This window comes from Nocardiopsis sp. iso_237 (assembly GCF_056173345.1).
Window position 1 is genome coordinate 5654065 of record NZ_CM149669.1, and the last position, 17864, is coordinate 5671928.

Below are 17864 nucleotides of genomic sequence, written 5' to 3' on the forward strand. Positions count from 1 at the left end.
TCGTGCCGGGGGGCTGGGTGCGTGGGTCGGGCGTGCCCTGTGGGAGGCGCGGCCCCGCATGAGCATAACGGCGAGGGGGTCCCGTGGAACATGTGAGTTCGCGGCGATCGTTCGGTTGCCGGACGTGGTCAGGTGAAAGGACGGGTCATGGCCACCGTGTCCGTTTTCGGCGGTTCTCCGGAACGCCCGGTGGCGGTTCTGGAGGGGCGCGGTCCGGCGCCGAAGGCGTCGCCGCACAGCTGTACGAAGTGGCGCAGCACCGGCAGGGACAGCGCCCAGCCCGTCATCGCCCAGCCCAGGTGCAGGTGCTCCATGGCCCGCGCCAGGGCGGCGACACCGCTCCACCGCACCCCCTCCGCGTTCTCGTAGGTGAGCCGGTACAGCACCTCGGGGTGCTCGGCGGCCGGGCGCAGGGTCAGGGCGGTCGGTCCGCGCGCGGCCAGCCAGGCGCCCACGTCCCGGCATGGGCCGCAGTCGGCCGCGACGTACAGGGTGCCCCGCGCCCGTCCCGCCCACGGCCGCCAACGCGGCAGCCACGTCCGCACACCCGCGCGGTAGACCTCCCAGTCCGCCCCGAAGGACGCGCGCAGCTGCCCGCCCTCGTGCCAGGAGGCGAACCCGGCGCCGTAGGCCACGGCGACGGGGACGCCCACCAGCAGCGGTGGATGGAGCAGGCCCAGGACCAGGTAGAGGAGCACGATGGTGAGCTGCATCGGGTTGCGCACGTACGCGTAGGGGCCGCTGGTCACCAGACGCGAGGGCGGGTCGTAGGGCAGCGGGGTCCCGCCGCCCACCGTCGCGAACTCCCGTGCCGCCGCCAAGCCGGGCAGGCAGATCAGGGCGAGCACCTGCGCGCCCGCGGTCAGGGCCTCCGGGGAGGTAGTCCAACTCCAGGACGGCCCGACCGGGGCGGTGGCCAGGACGTACACCGGCAGGACCACCAGCAGGCCGAGGGCGAGCACCGCCTGCGCCCACATCCGCGCGTGGACCAGCTGGCCGCGCCGGGTCCAGAAGGCCAGCAGCAGCGCGGGGATCAGGCAGAGGACGGCGCCCAGGAACTCACCGAGCAGCCACAGCGGACCGAGCACCGCCACGGGTTCGGCCAGCGGCATGAGGATGAGGTCCAGCCACACGAGCACGGCGGTGACCAGCGGGACGGGCAGGAAGCGGAGCATCAGGGCGGGCAGCGCGCCCCACAGCAGCACCCAGGCGAGCAGCAGGTCCACCGGAACGCCCTGCCACACCGCGCCCTGGGCGTGGAAGGACCACCAGCCCGTCCCCTGCGCGACCAGGTTCAGCGGCAGCAGGGTGAGCAGGGCCCAGCCGGAGGCGACGACCATCGCCGCGATCTCCCGCTGCCCGGGGGCCCGCCACAGGCACAGCGCCGCGACCGCGAGCACCGGCAGGAGGAGGCCCGTACCCCGGACCGCCAGGGCGGGGAGTTCGGGCGTCATCGGGACCCACCTCCCGCGAGCGCCCGGGCCTCCGCCTGGAAGGTCCGCGCGAGGTAGTCGGCGGCCAGGTCCGTGACGTGGGACTGCACCGGACCGAAGTACCAGGAGGGGTCGTAGGTGCGGGTGTACTCGATCTCCCAGGTCAGCCGCGTCCCGTCGGGTTCGCCCCGCCAGGTGGCCACCGCTCGTTCCATCTCCATCCAGTTGGCGAAGGCGGTGTCCTCGGTGACGGCGAAGACCACCCGGCCGCCGTCGGCGCGCACCTCGCTCTCCACGACCTCCAGCCCCAGGTGGCGCGGGGTGGGCTCGGCGCCGAGGGCCAGGGTCCGGCGCGGGGTGAAGTGGACGACCCGGGTGTCGCCCTCCTCCAGCCCGGAGCCGACCGCCTCGACCGGCTCGGGGAAGGGGACGGCCCTCAACAGGAAGGCGTCCGGGGCGGCGTACGCGGGCGGCGCCGCGAGAGCGTCGGCCACGTCGGCGGGGTCCGCGGTGACCAGGACCGACCCCGTTCCGGCGTCCTCCCTCGGAAGCAGGGAGAACCCGGCGACCCCCTCCAGGGCCAGGGCGAACAGGAGCGGGACGGCCAGCAGGGCGTGGGGGTGGCTCCGCCTGGGCCGCCGGAGCGCGTCGACCACCCAGGCGACCAGGGCGACCACGCCGTAGATCAGCGGGGCCGAGATGAGCAGGCAGACCATGCCCTCCCCGAGCATCGGTCCGGCCACCAGCAGGCAGACCGTGGTGACGGCCATGGCGACGCGGACGGCGCCGCGCGCCCGGACGCAGAGGACCACGAACAGGGCCAGCAGGGCGGGCAGCCCGACGTAGAACAGGGCGGTCTGGTCCAGGCCGCCGAACCTGGTCACCCGGACGGCGAGCAGGGCGGTGAAGGCCGCGAGGACGATCCCGGCGAGGATCCACCGGGCCGCCGTGGGTCTGGCCCGGGGCGGGGGACGGTCCGGTTCGAGGGATGGCTGCGTCACGGTGGGGGCTCCTCGGCTGTCGCTGACTTGACGACATGATTAAAGCACACGGTTTAATCACTCGATTAAACCGTATGATGAATCCCGACCCGAGGGAGGACCATGGCCAGGACCGGCGGCGGGAGCCGCAAGAACAGCGCCGAGACCAGGGAGCGCCTGATCACGGCGGCCAGCGAGGTACTGCGCGAGGAGGGGTACGCCGGGGCCTCGGCCCGGGCCATCGCCACCCGCGCGGAGGCCAACTCGGCGCTGGTCTTCTACCACTTCGGCGGCGTCGACCAGCTGCTGCTCGCGGCGCTCGACCGCTCCAGCGCCGAGCGCATGACCCTCTACCGGGAGCTCGCCGCGCAGGCCCGCACCCTGGAGGAGCTCGTGGAGGTGGCCACCCGCATCTACCGGACCGACCTGGAGCGCGGCCACATCGCGGAGTTCTCCGAGCTGGTCGCGGCGGCGGTCACCAAGCCCGAGCTGCGCGCGGAGATCAATGAGCGCTCCCAGCCGTGGATCGACTTCATCGCCGGCGAGTGGGATCGTGTGCTCGGGGGGTCGCCCCTGGGACGGCTGCTGCCCGCGCAGGAGGTCGCGTACGCGGCGATCACCTTCTACCTGGGCGTGAACCTGTTCTCCGTGCTCGACGAGGACCGCAGCCGCACCGAGGGCGTGTTCGACCTGGCCGGGAGGCTCGCGCCACGCGCCAAGCTGCTCACGTTGCGCCTGCCCCGCCGCGGGACCCCCGACAAGAGCAACCCGTGAAGGAGAGCACCGTGAACGTGGAGATCAGCGAGGGGATCGTCTTCCCCGACACCGCCGACGGGGAGCGCTGGGTCGCCGGAGCCGTGGTCGTCGACGAACGCGGCCACGCCTTCGCCCAGCGCAGGTCGGCCTCCCGCAAGGTGTTCCCGCACTGCTGGGACATCGTCGGCGGGCACGTGGAGGACGGCGAGACCATGCTCCAGGCGCTGGCCCGCGAGATCCGCGAGGAGACCGGCTGGACCCTGTCGGCCGTGGTCGCGGAGCTGTACCGGCTGGACTGGGACCCGGGTGACGGGGTGACCCGCCGCGAGGTGGACTACCTGGTCCGGGTGGACGGCGACCTGTCCGCCCCCGTGCTGGAGGCCGACAAGCACACCGAGTACATGTGGGTCGACGACTCGAAGCTGCACCTGTTGCGCGACGCCCGCGACCCCGGCGACTACTTCATCACCGACATCGTCAGGCTCGGCCTGGAGGCCGCCCGGCCCTGACCTCCGCGACCGCGAGGGGCAGCGCGTCCAACAGGTCCGAGGCGCTGATCGGCGCGCCCTCACGGGCCAGGACCGCCGCCCGCCCGTGCAGGTAGGCGGCGCACATCGCGGCGTCCTGCCCGGACAGGCCCGAGGCCAGCAGCGCCCCGGCCACGCCCGACAGCACGTCACCCGAGCCCGCGGTGGCCAGCAGCGGGGTGCCCGTGGGGTTGACCACGGTCCGCTCCCCCGGGTGGGCGATCACCGTCGTGGACCCCTTGAGCAGGACCGTCGACCGGTACAGCTTCGCGGCGCGGGTGACCTGCGCCAGCCGGTGCGCCTCGATCTCGGCGCGGTCGGTGTCCGGCAGCAGCCGGGACAGCTCCCCCGCGTGCGGGGTGAGCAGCGTGGGCGCGCCCCTCCGGTGCACCAGTTCGGTGAGGGGGACGCTGCTCGCCACCAGGGTGAGCGCGTCGGCGTCCAGCAGCACCGGGACGTCGCTCTCCAGAAGGGCGCGCAGCTCGTCCGCGTTGGCCGGGTGGGTGCCGCGACCGGGCCCGACCACCACCGCCGAGACCCGCCCCGGACCGAGGTCGGTGCTGCTCCTCGGGTCCATGTGCAGGCCCACGACCTCGGGCCACCGCGCGATCACCTGGGAGAGGACGTCCTCGCCGCCGCCGTAGCGGACCATGCCCACCCCGGTGCGGAGCGCGCCGCCGACACACAGGACGGCGGCGCCCCGGTACTGGTCGGAACCGGCCCGGACGGCGAGCACGCCCCGGCGGTACTTGTCGTCCTCGGCGGCGGGGACGGGCAGGAGTCGGGCGATGTCCACAGCCTGTGGACGGACGAGACCGGCCTCGGGCAGCTCCGGTTCCAGCCCGATGTCCACGAGGCTGACCCTCCCGGCCCGCACCGCTCCCGGGTCGACGAACAGCCCCGGTTTGTACGTGCCGAAGGTGACCGTGGCGTCCGCGCGCACCGCCTCCCCGGCGACCTCGCCGGTGTCGGCGTCCACCCCGCTCGGCAGGTCCACCGCGACGACGGGTGCGGACGAGTCCGAGGCCAGGACGGCGAGCGAGGCATAGGGTTCACGGAGTCCGCCGTGCCCGCCGATCCCGACCAGGCCGTCCACGACGAGGTCGGTGTCCAGGAGCGCGGACTCCGCTTCGGCGGTGATCAGCGCGCGAGGTGCACCACCCTCCCCACCAGCCCCGAAATTCCTTGTGGCCTCAGGCGCCCCGGAGGCCACGGCCGGGCCGTTGTCGATGACCCGACCGCCCGCCGCCAGCAGCGCGGCCATCCCCTCGGGGTGGACCCGCCTGCCCGCCAGGACCGCCCGCACGAACGCGCCGCGCGACGCCAGGCTCGCCCCCGCGAAGAGGGCGTCGCCCCCGTTGTCGCCGCCGCCGACCAGCAGCGTCACGCGGGCGCCGTGGACGCGGGGGAGCATGCGGGCGCAGTGGACGGCCAGGCCCATGGCGGCCCGACGCATCAGCGCGCCTTCGGGCAGTCGGGCCATGAGCGCCTGCTCGGCCTCCCGGACGACGCTGACGACGTGGGCGGAGCGCATGGGTCACACCTTTCGAGGGGCGGTGCCTCCATCGTGGCGCACGCCCCGGAACGCACCCACACCGCCACGCACACGAGCCGCACCAATCCCGAAGCCAGCGGCGTTCCCTCGCACCCCGACGCACATCGCCACCCCAGCCCCCTTCCGCACCCCAAGAAGGAACATGCGCACCACCTCACAGGAGGCATCGCCCCCTCGCCTGCCACCCGGCGCGCGCCGCTGGTAACACCCGCCCCAGCACGCACACGAGCTGCGAGCCCCAACGGCACGACCACGCACCCAGGCACATCGCCGCTCGGCACCCCTCCGCACCTCCAGAGGGCACGTGCGCACCACCACGCACACAAGCCCAGCACACCCCAGGCACCTCCCCCCCTGAGGACGCTCCACCTCAGCAGGCACACGAACCACACCAGCCCCGAGACACCAGCGCTCCCTCGCAGCCCGACGCACATCGCCACCCCAGCCCCCTTCCGCACCCCAAGAAGGAACATGCGCACCACCACGCACAGAGGCCCCAGAGGCACCCCGGCACCCCCTCCCCCGACGCGACCCGCTGAGGACGCTCCACCTCAGCAGGTACACGAGCCTCACCAGCCCCAAAGGCACCGCCGCCCCGACGCACATCGCCACCCCAGCCCCCTTCCGCACCCCAAAAAGGAACATGCGCACCACCACGCACACAGGCCCCGGCGCACCCCGGATACCCCCCTGCCCCGACACGACCCGCTGAGGACGCTCCGCCTCGGCACACGTACCAGCCACCGCCGCGCCTGGAGCCACCGCCACCCTTGGGCACCCCGCAGGGACGCGCACCCGCTTCGAACGAGCGCGCACGGCACTCGGGGCGCCCCTCCCGGAGCACTCCGTCCCGGACCGAAGGGAGCGTGTCCGCGCCGCGCCACGGGCACCGGGCGGGGCGACGATCTCGGACGGGGACGCGCCCGGAGCAGTGCGGACACCGAGAGTGATACTGGACTACTTTTTGATGTGACCGCAGGTGGCATGGGTAGGAGCCACCCGATTCCCACGGGAGGAAGCACCCATGGCACCCGGCTACCGCCGCTTCACCAAGTCCATCGGCCAGCCGTTGAAGCCACGGGAGTGGCACCGGATCGGCTTCGACCTGCGCGACGGCCAACCGCCGACCGATCCGGCGGAGCTGGTGGGATCCACCGAGCCCGCTGGCGCGCTGTACGACCTCGCCGTGGGGGTCACGCTCACCAACATCACCCCGGGCCGGGAGGTCCAGTTGCGCGCGGTCGAGTTCGCGCCGGACGGCTCCCTCGGGCGGGAGCTGCCGGTGGAGGTCACCACCCACGCAGTGGGGCACGGGGGTTTCACCTACGCCTGGAAGGACCGGTTGGAGCCGGGCCACCGCGTCGAGATGTGGGCCGCGCAGTTCGGGGAGGCCGACGCGCACCTGGTCTCCGCCGAGGCCGTCGTCTTCCTCTGGCCCCTCTAGCCACGGGGGCCACAAAAGGGACTTGTTTCTCAGAGGTCACTTTCTACACATATAGCCCGTTGTCACGGAATCGACACGTAGAGAAGTCCTCGCAGGGGACAATGGGTGCATGCCTCGACCAAGCAAATATGTGTCCAGGTCCGATCTGGGCTGGGGTGCCTCCCCCGCCGAACGGTCCAACCCCCGCTCCGGTCTCGTCATCCACTACGACAGCAGCGACCAGAACCTCGCTGACAAGAACCACTCCTCCTGCGTCACCTACTGGCGCAACACCCGCAACTTCCACACCGGTCCCTCCCGGGGTTGGGCGGACATCGGGTACTGCGCCGACGAGGAGACGCAGATCCTCACCGAGGACGGCTGGCGGTCCTTCCGCGACCTCCGCACGGGCGACGCGGTCCTCACCCTCGACCACGAGACCGGCACCTCCCGCTGGCAGCCGGTCCAGGCCGTCAACGTCTTCCCGGCCACCGAGCGCACGCTCATCCGCATGGAGGGGAGTTCACACTCCTCCCTGACCACCCCCCAGCACCGCTGGCCCGTTGAGCGGTTCCACCGCCGAACGGGTACGGAACGCCAGAAGTCGGCTGACGGACGGTGGGCCGCGACCGGTCGCGCGGAGCGCGGGGACCAGGGCCGTGAGCGGGTGTGGGCGACCACGGAGTCACTGACCCACCGGGACCGCATCCCCCTGTCGGCGCCCTGCGAGAGCCTGCCCGCCGAACCCAAGTGGGAGGACTCCCTCGTCGAGCTGCTCGGTTGGTTCTGGACCGAGGGCCACGTCAAGCCGCAGAGCCGGAGCCGCGAACCCAGCTCCGGTGTGGCCGTCCACCAGTCAGCCGAGCGCGACCCGGACAACGTCGCCAGGATCAGGGCCGCCCTCCTCGACCTCTTCGGCCCCCCGTGCGAGCGGTTCCCCCGCACCGGCTCGGCCTCGGACGGAGTTCCCCGCTGGCGTGAGGCCCTCAACCGGGGCCTGGTGGAGTTCCACCTGTCCGCGGACGCGGAACGGGTCCTGTTGGAGCTGGCTCCGAACCGGGTTCCCACCCACGCGTTCCTGTCCTCCCTCACCGGAGCGCAGCTCGAACGCTTCATCGAGGTCTCACTTCTGGCGGACGGGCACAACAACCGGACCAACGGCTCACGGGCACTCAGCCAGAAGAACAGGGACGGGGCGGAAGCGTTCCAGTTCGCGGCCATCCTGGCCGGGCATGCCACCTCGCTGACCCGCAGGCCGCCCACCGACGCGACGGACCACGCCGTGTGGAAGGTGGAACTGCGTCGCCAGACCCACTTCTCCCCGAAGGCCGCCGCGTCCCGTCGAGGGGCCTTCACCATCAGCGAGGAGACCCACGGCGGGCACGTGTGGTGTCCGACCACCCCGAACGGCACCTGGCTGGCCCGTCGACGGGGCACGGTGTACTTCACCGGGAACTCGTTCATGGCCTGTCCCCACGGGTACGTGCTCGAAGGGCGCGGACTGTACCGGACCCAGGCCGCGCAGCCGGGCGGGAACTCCTCCCACTACTCCTGCACCCTGGCCACCGGCCCCTCCGACCCCATCACCCCCGAACAGATCAACGCGGTCCGCCAGCTGCGGCAGTGGCTCATGGAACCCGACACCTCCATCTCCGGCAAGGTGCTCGGCCACCGCGACTTCATCTCCACGTCCTGCCCCGGCGACAAGGCCTACGCGCTGGTCAAGGACGGCACCTTCGCCAAAGCTCCCGGAAACACTGAAGGAGACGACGACATGCCCTCTCACCGCAGGTTCGAGAAGGACAAGACCCAGAAGCTGGAGCCCGGCAGCTGGGCGAGCCTGGCCTTCGACAAGCGGCACGACGGCGAGACCGGCGAGTTCTACGCCCTCGTGGGGGTCGAGGAGACCAAGGGCGCCTACTACGACATCTCCGTCGGGGTGACCCTGGAGGGACTCGACTCCGGTGCCGAGGCGCAGATCCGGCTCACCGAGTACGAGCCGAACGGGAACGGCGGCTGGAAGGTGGCGCGCAACCGGCCGATCGACAGCCCCGTGCACGTGGGCGGCCGGGCCCACTTCACCTACTCGTGGAAGGGCAACCTGGGCGAGGGGCGCCGGGTACGCGTGCGGGTGGCCCAGTACGGCAAGGTCGAGGCCCAGATCACGTCCGCGACCGCCGACGTCTTCTACTGGAAGCGCTGAACCGGGGGACCCGGCCCCGGGACGGGGCCGGGTACGCGGTGGTGCCCGCCAACGACTACGATGCGTCGTAGTTTGTTGTGGTCCGCTGACATGGGCGGACGTGCGGAGCGGAGGCGGCGTGGTCGACTGGCTGACCATGACCATTCAGATGGTGTCGTTGGCGATGGCCGTGTGGTGTCTCGTCTCCACCTTCCGCGACCAGCCGATGCTCGTCCCCCACCTGGTGGGCATGGGCGTGCTGTGGCTGCTCGTGCTCGGGCAGGTCGGCGCGATCACCGTGGCGATGGTCGGCGGCGAGCGCCCCGGTGAGACGGTCATGCTCGTCTCCTACCTCGCGACCGTCGCGCTGTTGCCGCCCGCCTGCGCCGTGTGGGGGTTCATGGAGCGCAGCAAGTGGGGTCCGGCCGTGATCGCCTTCGCCTGCCTGATCCTCCCCGTGCTCATGGTCCGGGTCGAGCAGATGTGGAGTCCCGTTGTCTGAGGCATCCGTCGACCGCACCCTGCGCACCGGCCCCGGCCGACTGCTGGTCGCGGTGTACGCCGTGTTCGCGCTCGCGGCGACCGCGCGCGGCTCCTACCAGCTGGCCACCCGGTTCGACGAGGCCCCGCTGGCGTACGGGCTCTCCGTGCTCGCCGGGGTGATCTACCTGGTCGCGGCGGTGGGCCTGGCCCGAGCCGGACGCACCTCGCGCATGGTCGCGCTGGTGTCGGTGTCCGTGGAGATGATCGGGGTCCTCGTGGTGGGCGCGCTCAGCGTGTTCGCCGCCGGTGCGTTCCCGGACGACACGGTGTGGTCGCACTTCGGCAGCGGGTACCTGTTCATCCCGCTGGTCCTGCCGGCGCTGGGTCTGTGGTGGATCCTGCACGTCCACCGCATGGACCGGGACGCGTAGCCACTCAAACCAGCCCGACCTGTGGCGAAGCCGACGCGCCCGCCCAGGCATGGACCGGCACCCTCGGGGCATGGATGATGCCTATGGAGGCACACACCCGAACGCGCACCCTCAGTCGGACGCCCCTCACCCCTGCGGCGGTGGGCGGCCCGACCGTCCTCGCCATCGGCCTGGTCCTGACCCTCTCGGCCTGGGGCGACGCGGTCCCCGACCCCGCCCGGCACCAGATCTTCCTCTCCCTGTGGTTCCTCGGCGCCGTCCTCCTGGCGGCCCGGCTGTTCCTCGACGGCCTGCCCTCCGCCCCGTACCTGCCCCGTAGCGCGGTGACGTTCGCGATCGGCCTGGTGGGCGCCGCCTCCGTGGCCACCATGCCGTGGTCCGACCTCGGCTCGGTGTTCTGGTACCAGCTGTGGTTCTCCGTCCCGCTCCTGACCGGGCTGGCCTACGCGGCCTTCCGCCCCTCCACGGGCCCCTCTCCGTCCGGCACCTGACCACCACCGTGCGTCGGGGCGCGGCGACTCTCCGACAGATGCCCCCACTAGGCTGTCGCCATGTCCGATCAGACGCTGTCCCTGCCGGTGGCCGTTTCCGCCGCCTGGCTCCGTGACCACCGCGACGAGGTGGTCCTCGTCGACTCCCGCTGGTACCTCGACGGCCGCTCCGGCCGCGAGGCCCACCTGAACGGCCACATCCCCGGGGCCGTGCACGCCGACGTGGACACCGACCTCGCCGCGCCGTCCAGTGACGAGGGTGGCCGCCACCCCCTTCCGGCCGCCGCCGACTTCGCCCGCACCCTGGGCCGCCTCGGGATCGGCGACCGCTCCTCCGTGGTCGTCTACGACGACGCGAACGGCTCCGTGGCCGCGCGCCTGGTGTGGATGCTGCGGGTGCTGGGCACCCCCGCCGCCTTCCTCGACGGCGGCCTCCAGACCTGGACCGGCGACCTGGAGAAGGGCGAGGTGAGCACCGAGCCGGCGCACCGGACCGCCCTCCCCTGGCCCGCCGACCGCATCGTCGGCACCGAAGCCCTCCAGAAGGAGCTGGCCGACCCCGACCAGCTGCTCCTGGACGCCCGCGTGCACGGCCGCTACACCGGTGAGGCCCCCGCTCCGGTGGACGCCCGCGCCGGTCACATCCCCGGTGCCCGCAGCGCCGAGTGGCCCGCCAACCTGGCCCCGGACGGCCTCCTCGCCGCCCCCGAGGTCCTGCGCGAGCGTTTCGCCGCTCTCGGCGCGGACTCCGCCCGCACGGTCACGGCCTACTGCGGTTCCGGGGTGACCGCCTGCCACGACCTCCTGGCCCTGGAGCACGCCGGGTTCGGCCAGACCCGCCTCTACCCGGGTTCGTGGAGCCGCTGGGGCGGGGACGACTCCCTCCCCCTGGAGACCGGGGACCCACGGTCCTGACGACAGGACCAAGACCGACCACCACGGGGCCCGCGCCTTCCGCGCGGGCCCCGTGGCGTTCCCGGCACGCTGCGTACAGGGCCCCCAGACGGGCCGAAAACCACCTAGGCTGGGAGGGCAACGGTCCGAAAAATCCGGAACGTGCTGGTCCTGCGCACTGCTGACACCCGAGACGAGTTCCCCCCAGCGCCCTCTTTCCCTGACCCGATCCGGCCAGGAGCGGAACCACACCTCCCGCACCGGCGTCACATCGCACGGGACCGCCCGGCCCCGGGAGAACCCCCAAGACGTGCTTCACCGCGAATCGAGGAACACTGGTGATCGAACTCCTCCTGCTACTGATTCTCATCGCCGGGATCGTGATCGCGGTCCTGATATACAAGCAGCGCTCGCAGGCCCAGAAGAAGGACACACCGCCCCCGCCTCCCCAGGACCCCTTCGCCGCCTCCGCCACCACCGACACCGCCGGTGACCCGCGCAACATCAAGGCGGGCGACATGATCGACTGGGGCAACGAGCGGACCTGGATTCGCGGCACCCTCCGCCTCTCCGAGGGCGGTTACGTCTGGTCCGAGCACTTCCTGGAGGTCGAGGGCGGCAAGCGCTGGCTCTCGGTCGAGGAGGACCCGGACGTCGAACTGGCCCTGTGGACCGGCCGCCCGGACCTGACCATGGTCCCCCAGGGCAAGTCCATCGAGCTTGAGGGCGTCACCTACAAGCTTGAGGAGAAGGGCTCCGGCTCCTACCGCTCCGAGGGCACCACCGGCCTCAAGGCCGAGGGTGGCATGGACTACGCCGACTACGAGTCCGAGGACGGCCAGCTGCTCGCCTTCGAGCGGTTCGATCACGGCAGCTGGGAAGTCAGCACCGGAACCAAGGTCGCCCCCGGTACCTTCACGATCTTCCCCGGGAGCTGACACCCACATGCGCGCGAGCATCAGCGCCGCCTTCGTCGACACCAAGGCCGACGACCTGGTCTGGACCCTGAACCACCCGTTGGTCGAACCCCTCGCCACCCGCACCGTCACGGTGTCGGGCAGAGAGATCGAGCTACGGGTGCTCGGCGCCTCACACCAGGTGGTCCTGCGCCCCGGTTCCGACGGCGGCGAGCTGGTGGAGACGGTCGCCTGTCTGCCGGGTTCCTCCGGCGGGCTACCCGGCAACGCCGAGCACCCCCTGCCTGGGGTGGGCGACTACCGCTTCGACTCGGTCGTCGAGTCGTTGTCTCGCGCGGAACTCACCCGCCGGGTGGCGGAGGTGCACGACGTCGCCTCCGACTCGCCCGGCGGGCTCCTCGTCGCCTTTCCCGGTGATCCACTCGCGATCACCGCGCTGCACCTGACCTCCGGCAGCGGGGCGTCCCTGCGCTGGCGTACCTGGCACGCCTACCCGCAAAGCGACGAGCTGGTGACGACGACCACAACCCTGACCCCCTAAGAGGAGGCCGACATGGCCACGACCACGACCAGGGGAGCCCGTGCTCCCAGACACAAGCTCGCCGCGATCGGCGGGGCGACCGCCCTGCTGATCCTCCTCTCTGCCTGTTCCAGCGGCGGCAACAACGCCGACTGCGAGCCGAAGGACGACCCCAGCGCGAGCACGACGAGCTCCACCAGCTCGACCAGCACCGGGACCTCGAACACGGCGTCCGGACCCACGCCCAGCCCCTCCCCGACCGACGACTGCTCCAACGGCCGCAGCGGCGGAGGCGGCGGGTTCTTCTTCTTCGGCGGCTTCGGCGGCGGAGGCAACAACAACTCCAACAGCGGCGGTAGCGGAAGCGACAACCGCGGCGGAGGCTCGGGCTTCGGCAAGTAGTCCGCGCGTTCGGGGGGTCGGGCTGGGCACCCAGCCCGACCCCCCGACGCCCTCCGCACACCCTCGTGTCCCTTCCTGAGAAAGCAGTACCTTGAGCGAGACCACGGCCCACGCACGGCCCCGACTCCCGGTGCCGCCGCGCGCGGCCCGGTTCTTCGTTCTGCTGGCGGTGTTCATCTGCGCCGCCTGCGGCCTGGTGTACGAGCTGGCCCTCGTCGCCATCGGCAGCTACCTGCTCGGTGACACCATCACCCAGGCCTCCGTGGTCCTGTCCGTGATGGTGTTCGCCATGGGTGTGGGTTCGCTGCTCTCCAAGCGGTACCAGTCCCGGCCGGCGCTGTCGTTCGCCGTGGTGGAGGGGCTGCTGTCCCTCGTCGGCGGCCTGTCGGTCCTGTTGCTGTACGGGTCCTTCGCCTGGCTGTCGGCCTCCGCCTACCAGCCCACCCTGGTGCTCCTGGCGTTCGTGATCGGCACGCTGATCGGTATCGAGATCCCGCTGCTGATGACGCTGATCCAGCGCATCCGCAAGCAGGAGGCCTCCGAGGCGGTGGCGGACCTGTTCGCCGCCGACTACGTGGGCGGTCTGATCGGTGGTCTGGCCTTCCCGTTCCTGCTGCTCCCGCTGCTGGGGCTGCCCAAGGGAGCCCTGATGGTCGGTGTGCTGAACGCGGTGATCGGCGTGGCCGTGGTGCTGTGGCTGTTCCGCACGGACCTGACCCGGCTGGCCTACGTGGGACTGACCGTCGGGCTGACGTTCATCGTGGCGGTGCTGGGCCTGGCCTACTACTTCGCGGAGAACTTCGAGGTGGACGCGCGCCAGGCCATGTACCGCGACCCGATCGCGCACGCGGAGCGCAGCGAGTACCAGGAGATCGTGCTCACGCAGTCCCTGGACGGCCGTGACGTGCGGATGTTCCTCAACGGCGACCTCCAGTTCTCCACGCTGGACGAGTACCGGTACCACGAGTCGTTGATCCACCCGGCGATGGACGGGCCCCGCGAGGACGTCCTGGTGCTCGGGGGCGGGGACGGCCTGGCCATCCGCGAGCTGCTGCGCTACGACGACGTCGAGTCGGTGACCCTGGTGGACCTCGACCCGGCCGTGATCGAGCTGGCCTCCACGGAGCCCGTGATCCGCGACCTCAACGACGACTCCTTCCAGGACCCGCGCGTGGAGGTGGTCAACGCGGACGCCTTCCAGTGGCTGCGCGACAACCGGGACTACTTCGACGTGGTGATCGCGGACCTGCCCGACGGCACGGACGTGGGTACCTCGAAGCTGTACACGATCGAGTTCTACGCCCTGTTGGAGCAGGCCCTGGATCCGGAGGGCCGGGTGGTCGTGCAGGCCGGTTCGCCGTTCTTCGCCCCGGACGCCTACTGGAGCGTGGGGCACTCGTTGGAGGAGGCCGGGCTCGCGGTCACCCCGTACAACGTGGACGTGCCGACCTTCGGGAACTGGGGCTTCTACCTGGGGGTGTCCGGTTCCGATCCGGGCGGCGCTCCGGAGCTGACCCTGGCGGAGGACGCCCCCGAGCTGCGCTTCCTGGACCAGGACCTGCTGAGCGCGGCGCTGGTCTTCCCCATCGACCGCCGGGAGGGTGACGTGGAGTCCTCGACGATGATGCACCCGAGGATCATCGGCTACCACCAGGACCGTCAGGCCTGGCGCGGCTACTGATCGAGGGTACGGAGGGCACGGGGCGAGAACCCCCGGAGAAGCTCCCTCCGACACGTCCACAAACTTGCACCGGTCGCTGTAGACATGCGCCCCGCACCCTGCTATGTTTTCTGTCGTAGCCACTGAGACACACGGCTGGACCACCGGATACGCCGGTGGAGAGCAGGTCGGCTCGACGGTGTGCACGTGCTTCAGGACACCGGGAGCCGGTAGGACCGCAGTACGGAAGTCGAGGAGTACCGCAGTACCGGTCACCCGCTCGCACAGGGGAGACCGCAGCAGAGGGAAGGACGCGGTAGGGCTCGACCGGCGCACGGTTGTTCAGCGCCGGGAGCCGGTAGGACCGCAGTGCCGAAGTACAGCAGTACCCGCAGTAACGCAGTACCGGTCTCTCGCTCACACAGGGGAGACCGCAACAGAGGGAAGGACGCGGTAGGGCTCGACCGGCGCACGGTTGTTCAGCGCCGGGAGCCGGTAGGACCGCAGTGCCGAAGTACAGCAGTACCCGCAGTAACGCAGTACCGGTCTCTCGCTCACACAGGAGAGACCGCAGCAGAGGGAAGGACGCGGTAGGGCTCGACCGGCGCACGGTTGTACGGCGCCGGGAGCCGGTAGGACCGCAGTCGAAAGCAGTGCACGAAGTGAGAACGAGAGGAGTAGATGCCATCAGGATCGCCTGGGCGAGAGACAGTTCCGCTCGGGTACCGCAGGCCCCGGTTCGGAAGAAGGTGGTCCACGGTCACACAACCGCGATCCCCGCGATCCCGACCCAGCTTGACGTCGGGTGGCGGAAGACCGGCAGTCGCCGGTAGGTGGTATTGAACTCTCGGGCCCCAGCGCCGTACGGCGCTGGGGCCCTCGACGTGCGTTCAGGAGAAGAAGGACACGCACTTGCCCCGTCCCGAGACCGGCCACCGGTTCGACGATGACGACTACCCCGCCTACACCGTGGGCGCCGCAGCGGAGATGATCGGCGTGACGCCGGCCTTCCTGCGCACCCTCGGCCAGGCCAAACTGATCGAGCCCCTGCGCTCGGACGGCGGACACCGCCGCTACTCCCGGTACCAACTCAAGATCGCCGCCCGCGCCCGCGAACTCGTCGACCAGGGGACGCCGGTCGAGTCCGCCTGCCGCATCATCATCCTTGAGGACCAGCTGGAGGAGGCCCTGCGCATCAACGAGGAGCTGCGCGCCGCCGACCCGCCCAGCTGAGTGCGCCCGTCTTCCGCCGGTGTCCCGCGCAGGCCTCGCCCGTCGGGGCCGAGGCCATTCGATTCCACGGGCAGGGGGCGGTGGGGCCCGACGCACCGACGGCTCCTCGCACCGGTGACCGCACGCGTTCGGCGCCCGTACCGGGGGTACGGGCGCCGTTCACGTCTGACACCGCGCGACCTGGAACCTTGGGCCAGTGGGCGGCCACGCGGTGGGTCCTGGGGAGGTAGGGCGGACCGCGCGAGGGGTCCGGTCACCTTCGTCGACCCCCCTGCGGCCCGATCCCCATCCTCGCCCGCGCCGGGTGGGCGGCACACACGCCACGCCGCCCGCATCGCCCCACATGACAACCCTTGGCACAGACTTACCGATCCTTGCCGGAAAGGCCTGGTTTCCGGCCTGGTGTGCGTGAGTGCCCGGATCCAGCACCGGTCGTCCTTCGCCCGGCCCCGTACCCCGCCCGTGCCCGGCTCCCGCTCCGCCGCCCGACTCCCTGGTCAGCTGTCGAAGCCCATCCCCACGGAGTCCAGACCGCGCAGCCACAGGTTGCGCCGTCCCCCGTTGCGGTCGGCGGCGGCGGTGGCCCTCAGCGTGAGCTCGATGCCCAGCGACCGGACCGGCTCGGGCGGGAACGGGAGCGGCTTCTCCCGGACCATCCGCAGCCGTGTGCGCTCGGTGTCCAGCCCGTCGAGCCGGTCCAGCACCACCTGCGCGCCGAACCGGGTGGCGCCCACGCCCAGGCCGGTGTACCCGGCGGCGTAGGCGAGCCGGCCTCCGTGGGCCTCACCGAAGAACACCGAGAAGCGGCTGCACGTGTCGATCACCCCGCCCCACGTGTGACCGAACCGGATGCCGCGCAGCTGCGGGAAGGTCTCCAGGAAGTGCTCGGCCAGCTTCTGGAAGGTCTCCGGCCGCTGGTCGTACTCGGGCCGCACCTTCCCGGAGTGGTTGACCACGTCGTAGCCGCCCCACAGGACGCGGTTGTCGGCGGTGAGCCGGTAGTAGTGGAAGAGGTTGGCGGAGTCGGAGACCCCCTGGCGGCCCTTCCACCCGATCGACGCCATCTGCTCGTCGGTCAGGGGTTCGGTCATGAGCGCGTAGTCGTAGACCGGGGCGAGGTAGTGCCGCAGACGGCGCAGCGGGCCGGGGAACGCCCCGCCGCCCCAGGCCACCTTGGGCGCGTGCAGGCTCCCCGACCGCGTCTCCAGGCGCAGCCCGGCGGGCACCGAGCCGATGGCGCGTACGGGACTGTTCTCGAAGAACCGCACTCCCAGCTCCTCGCAGGCGGCGCGCAGCCCCCACGCGAGCTTGGCAGGGTGGAGCATCGCCACCCCGTCGGGGTCGTGGAGGGCGCCCAGGTAGGTGGGTGAGTCGATGTGCCGCCGCGTCTCCTCCGCGTCCCACACGTGCGCGGTGCCGCCGTGGGCCCGTACGGCCTCCGCGGCCTCCTCGAACCCCTCGGCCTGCCAGGGCGCGGTGGCCACGAGGGTCTCCCCGGTGCGCTCGAACTCGCAGTCGATGCCGTACCGCCGGACGGTCTCCTCGATGGCGTCGAGGTTGGCCATGCCCTGGCGTTCGAGCTCGTCGATCTCCTCGGGCCAGCGCTCGGCGCCGTTCTCGTGGCCGTGGGTCAGACTGGCCGCGCAGAACCCGCCGTTGCGCCCCGAGGCCGCCCAGCCGGTGGTGCGGGCCTCCACCACGACCACGTCGCGGTCCGGGTCGCGCTCCTTGGCGATCAGCGCCGTCCACAGTCCGCCGTATCCGGCGCCGACGACGGCCAGGTCGGTGTGCACGTCCCCGACCAGTGTCGGGGCGGTTTCGGGGACCTCGTGCCCGGGGACGTCCGGGTCCAGCCAGAAGACCCGGGCACGGGCGCCCTCCAGGGCCCGTGCCGCTGCGTCGCGCGTGGTGTCGGCCAAGGATCTCACTCGTCTCTCGTCGTTCGACCGGCCCGCCGGGGTTCGGCGGCCGGTCCCT

At 71.6% G+C, this 17864-nt stretch carries 17 protein-coding genes; 13 read left to right on the top strand and 4 right to left on the bottom strand.

The genetic code is table 11. The annotated features are described in order from the left end of the window. Positions 1–128 precede the first annotated feature (128 nt). Positions 129–1454 carry a methyltransferase family protein gene (locus AC0VYM_RS25335; protein ID WP_475456233.1) on the bottom strand — a complete coding sequence of 442 codons (1326 nt, stop codon included), beginning with the start codon at positions 1452–1454 and terminating at the stop codon, positions 129–131. After that, the gene (locus AC0VYM_RS25340) at positions 1451–2434 is read right to left on the bottom strand and encodes a hypothetical protein (protein ID WP_475456235.1); all 984 of its coding nucleotides are present in this window, start codon (positions 2432–2434) and stop codon (positions 1451–1453) included. Before AC0VYM_RS25340 ends, AC0VYM_RS25335 begins: the two co-directional genes overlap by 4 nt. A gap of 102 nt (positions 2435–2536) precedes the next feature. On the opposite strand from AC0VYM_RS25340, the gene AC0VYM_RS25345 reads away from it, so the two are divergent. Together AC0VYM_RS25345 and AC0VYM_RS25350 are read left to right on the top strand one after the other, a co-directional pair. Further along, on the top strand, positions 2537–3187 hold the full coding sequence (locus tag AC0VYM_RS25345; RefSeq protein ID WP_475456237.1) for a TetR/AcrR family transcriptional regulator: 651 nt from the start codon (positions 2537–2539) through the stop codon (positions 3185–3187). Beyond that, a complete protein-coding gene (locus AC0VYM_RS25350; RefSeq protein WP_475456239.1) occupies positions 3184–3678 on the top strand; it encodes an NUDIX hydrolase in 495 nt (164 codons plus the stop codon). The genes AC0VYM_RS25345 and AC0VYM_RS25350 overlap by 4 nt, the downstream gene beginning before the upstream one ends. Here AC0VYM_RS25350 and AC0VYM_RS25355 read toward each other — a convergent pair. Then, positions 3647–5230 carry an NAD(P)H-hydrate dehydratase gene (locus AC0VYM_RS25355; protein WP_475456241.1) on the bottom strand — a complete coding sequence of 528 codons (1584 nt, stop codon included), beginning with the start codon at positions 5228–5230 and terminating at the stop codon, positions 3647–3649. The two genes, AC0VYM_RS25350 and AC0VYM_RS25355, sit on opposite strands and share 32 nt — an antisense overlap. 1045 nt (positions 5231–6275) lie before the next feature. Here AC0VYM_RS25355 and AC0VYM_RS25360 point away from each other — a divergent pair. The 11 genes from AC0VYM_RS25360 (at position 6276) to AC0VYM_RS25410 (ending at position 15887) form a co-directional block, all read left to right on the top strand. Beyond that, positions 6276–6695, top strand: a complete 420-nt coding sequence (locus tag AC0VYM_RS25360; protein WP_475456243.1) for a hypothetical protein — start codon at positions 6276–6278, stop codon at positions 6693–6695. A gap of 130 nt (positions 6696–6825) precedes the next feature. Next, positions 6826–8877, top strand: coding sequence for a peptidoglycan recognition protein family protein (locus tag AC0VYM_RS25365; RefSeq protein WP_475456245.1), 2052 nt, complete (start codon positions 6826–6828; stop codon positions 8875–8877). Positions 8878–8995: 118 nt separating this feature from the next. Then, entirely contained in the window at positions 8996–9358 is a 363-nt protein-coding gene (locus AC0VYM_RS25370) for a cyclin family protein (RefSeq protein ID WP_475456247.1), read from the top strand. Beyond that, on the top strand, positions 9351–9770 hold the full coding sequence (locus AC0VYM_RS25375; RefSeq protein WP_475456249.1) for a hypothetical protein: 420 nt from the start codon (positions 9351–9353) through the stop codon (positions 9768–9770). Before AC0VYM_RS25370 ends, AC0VYM_RS25375 begins: the two co-directional genes overlap by 8 nt. Positions 9771–9853: 83 nt before the next feature. Next, positions 9854–10261 (top strand): hypothetical protein, encoded by a 408-nt coding sequence (locus AC0VYM_RS25380; RefSeq protein WP_475456251.1) that lies wholly within the window; start codon positions 9854–9856, stop codon positions 10259–10261. A gap of 60 nt (positions 10262–10321) precedes the next feature. Further along, positions 10322–11176, top strand: a complete 855-nt coding sequence (locus AC0VYM_RS25385; protein WP_475456253.1) for a sulfurtransferase — start codon at positions 10322–10324, stop codon at positions 11174–11176. Positions 11177–11493: 317 nt separating this feature from the next. Then, a complete protein-coding gene (locus tag AC0VYM_RS25390) occupies positions 11494–12093 on the top strand; it encodes a DUF4178 domain-containing protein (RefSeq protein WP_431872943.1) in 600 nt (199 codons plus the stop codon). 7 nt (positions 12094–12100) lie between these two features. Continuing rightward, positions 12101–12613: a DUF2617 family protein gene (locus tag AC0VYM_RS25395; protein WP_475456255.1), complete on the top strand. Its 513-nt coding sequence runs from the start codon at positions 12101–12103 to the stop codon at positions 12611–12613. Positions 12614–12625: 12 nt separating this feature from the next. Further along, positions 12626–12994, top strand: a complete 369-nt coding sequence (locus AC0VYM_RS25400; protein ID WP_475456257.1) for a hypothetical protein — start codon at positions 12626–12628, stop codon at positions 12992–12994. Between the two features lie 91 nt (positions 12995–13085). Further along, positions 13086–14675 (top strand): polyamine aminopropyltransferase, encoded by a 1590-nt coding sequence (locus tag AC0VYM_RS25405; protein ID WP_475456259.1) that lies wholly within the window; start codon positions 13086–13088, stop codon positions 14673–14675. A gap of 891 nt (positions 14676–15566) precedes the next feature. Further along, positions 15567–15887 carry a MerR family transcriptional regulator gene (locus AC0VYM_RS25410; protein WP_475456261.1) on the top strand — a complete coding sequence of 107 codons (321 nt, stop codon included), beginning with the start codon at positions 15567–15569 and terminating at the stop codon, positions 15885–15887. A 497-nt stretch (positions 15888–16384) separates the two neighbouring features. Here the strand turns inward: AC0VYM_RS25410 and AC0VYM_RS25415 are convergent, their stop codons facing one another. Continuing rightward, on the bottom strand, positions 16385–17806 hold the full coding sequence (locus AC0VYM_RS25415; protein ID WP_475456263.1) for an NAD(P)/FAD-dependent oxidoreductase: 1422 nt from the start codon (positions 17804–17806) through the stop codon (positions 16385–16387). Positions 17807–17864: the final 58 nt, after the last annotated feature.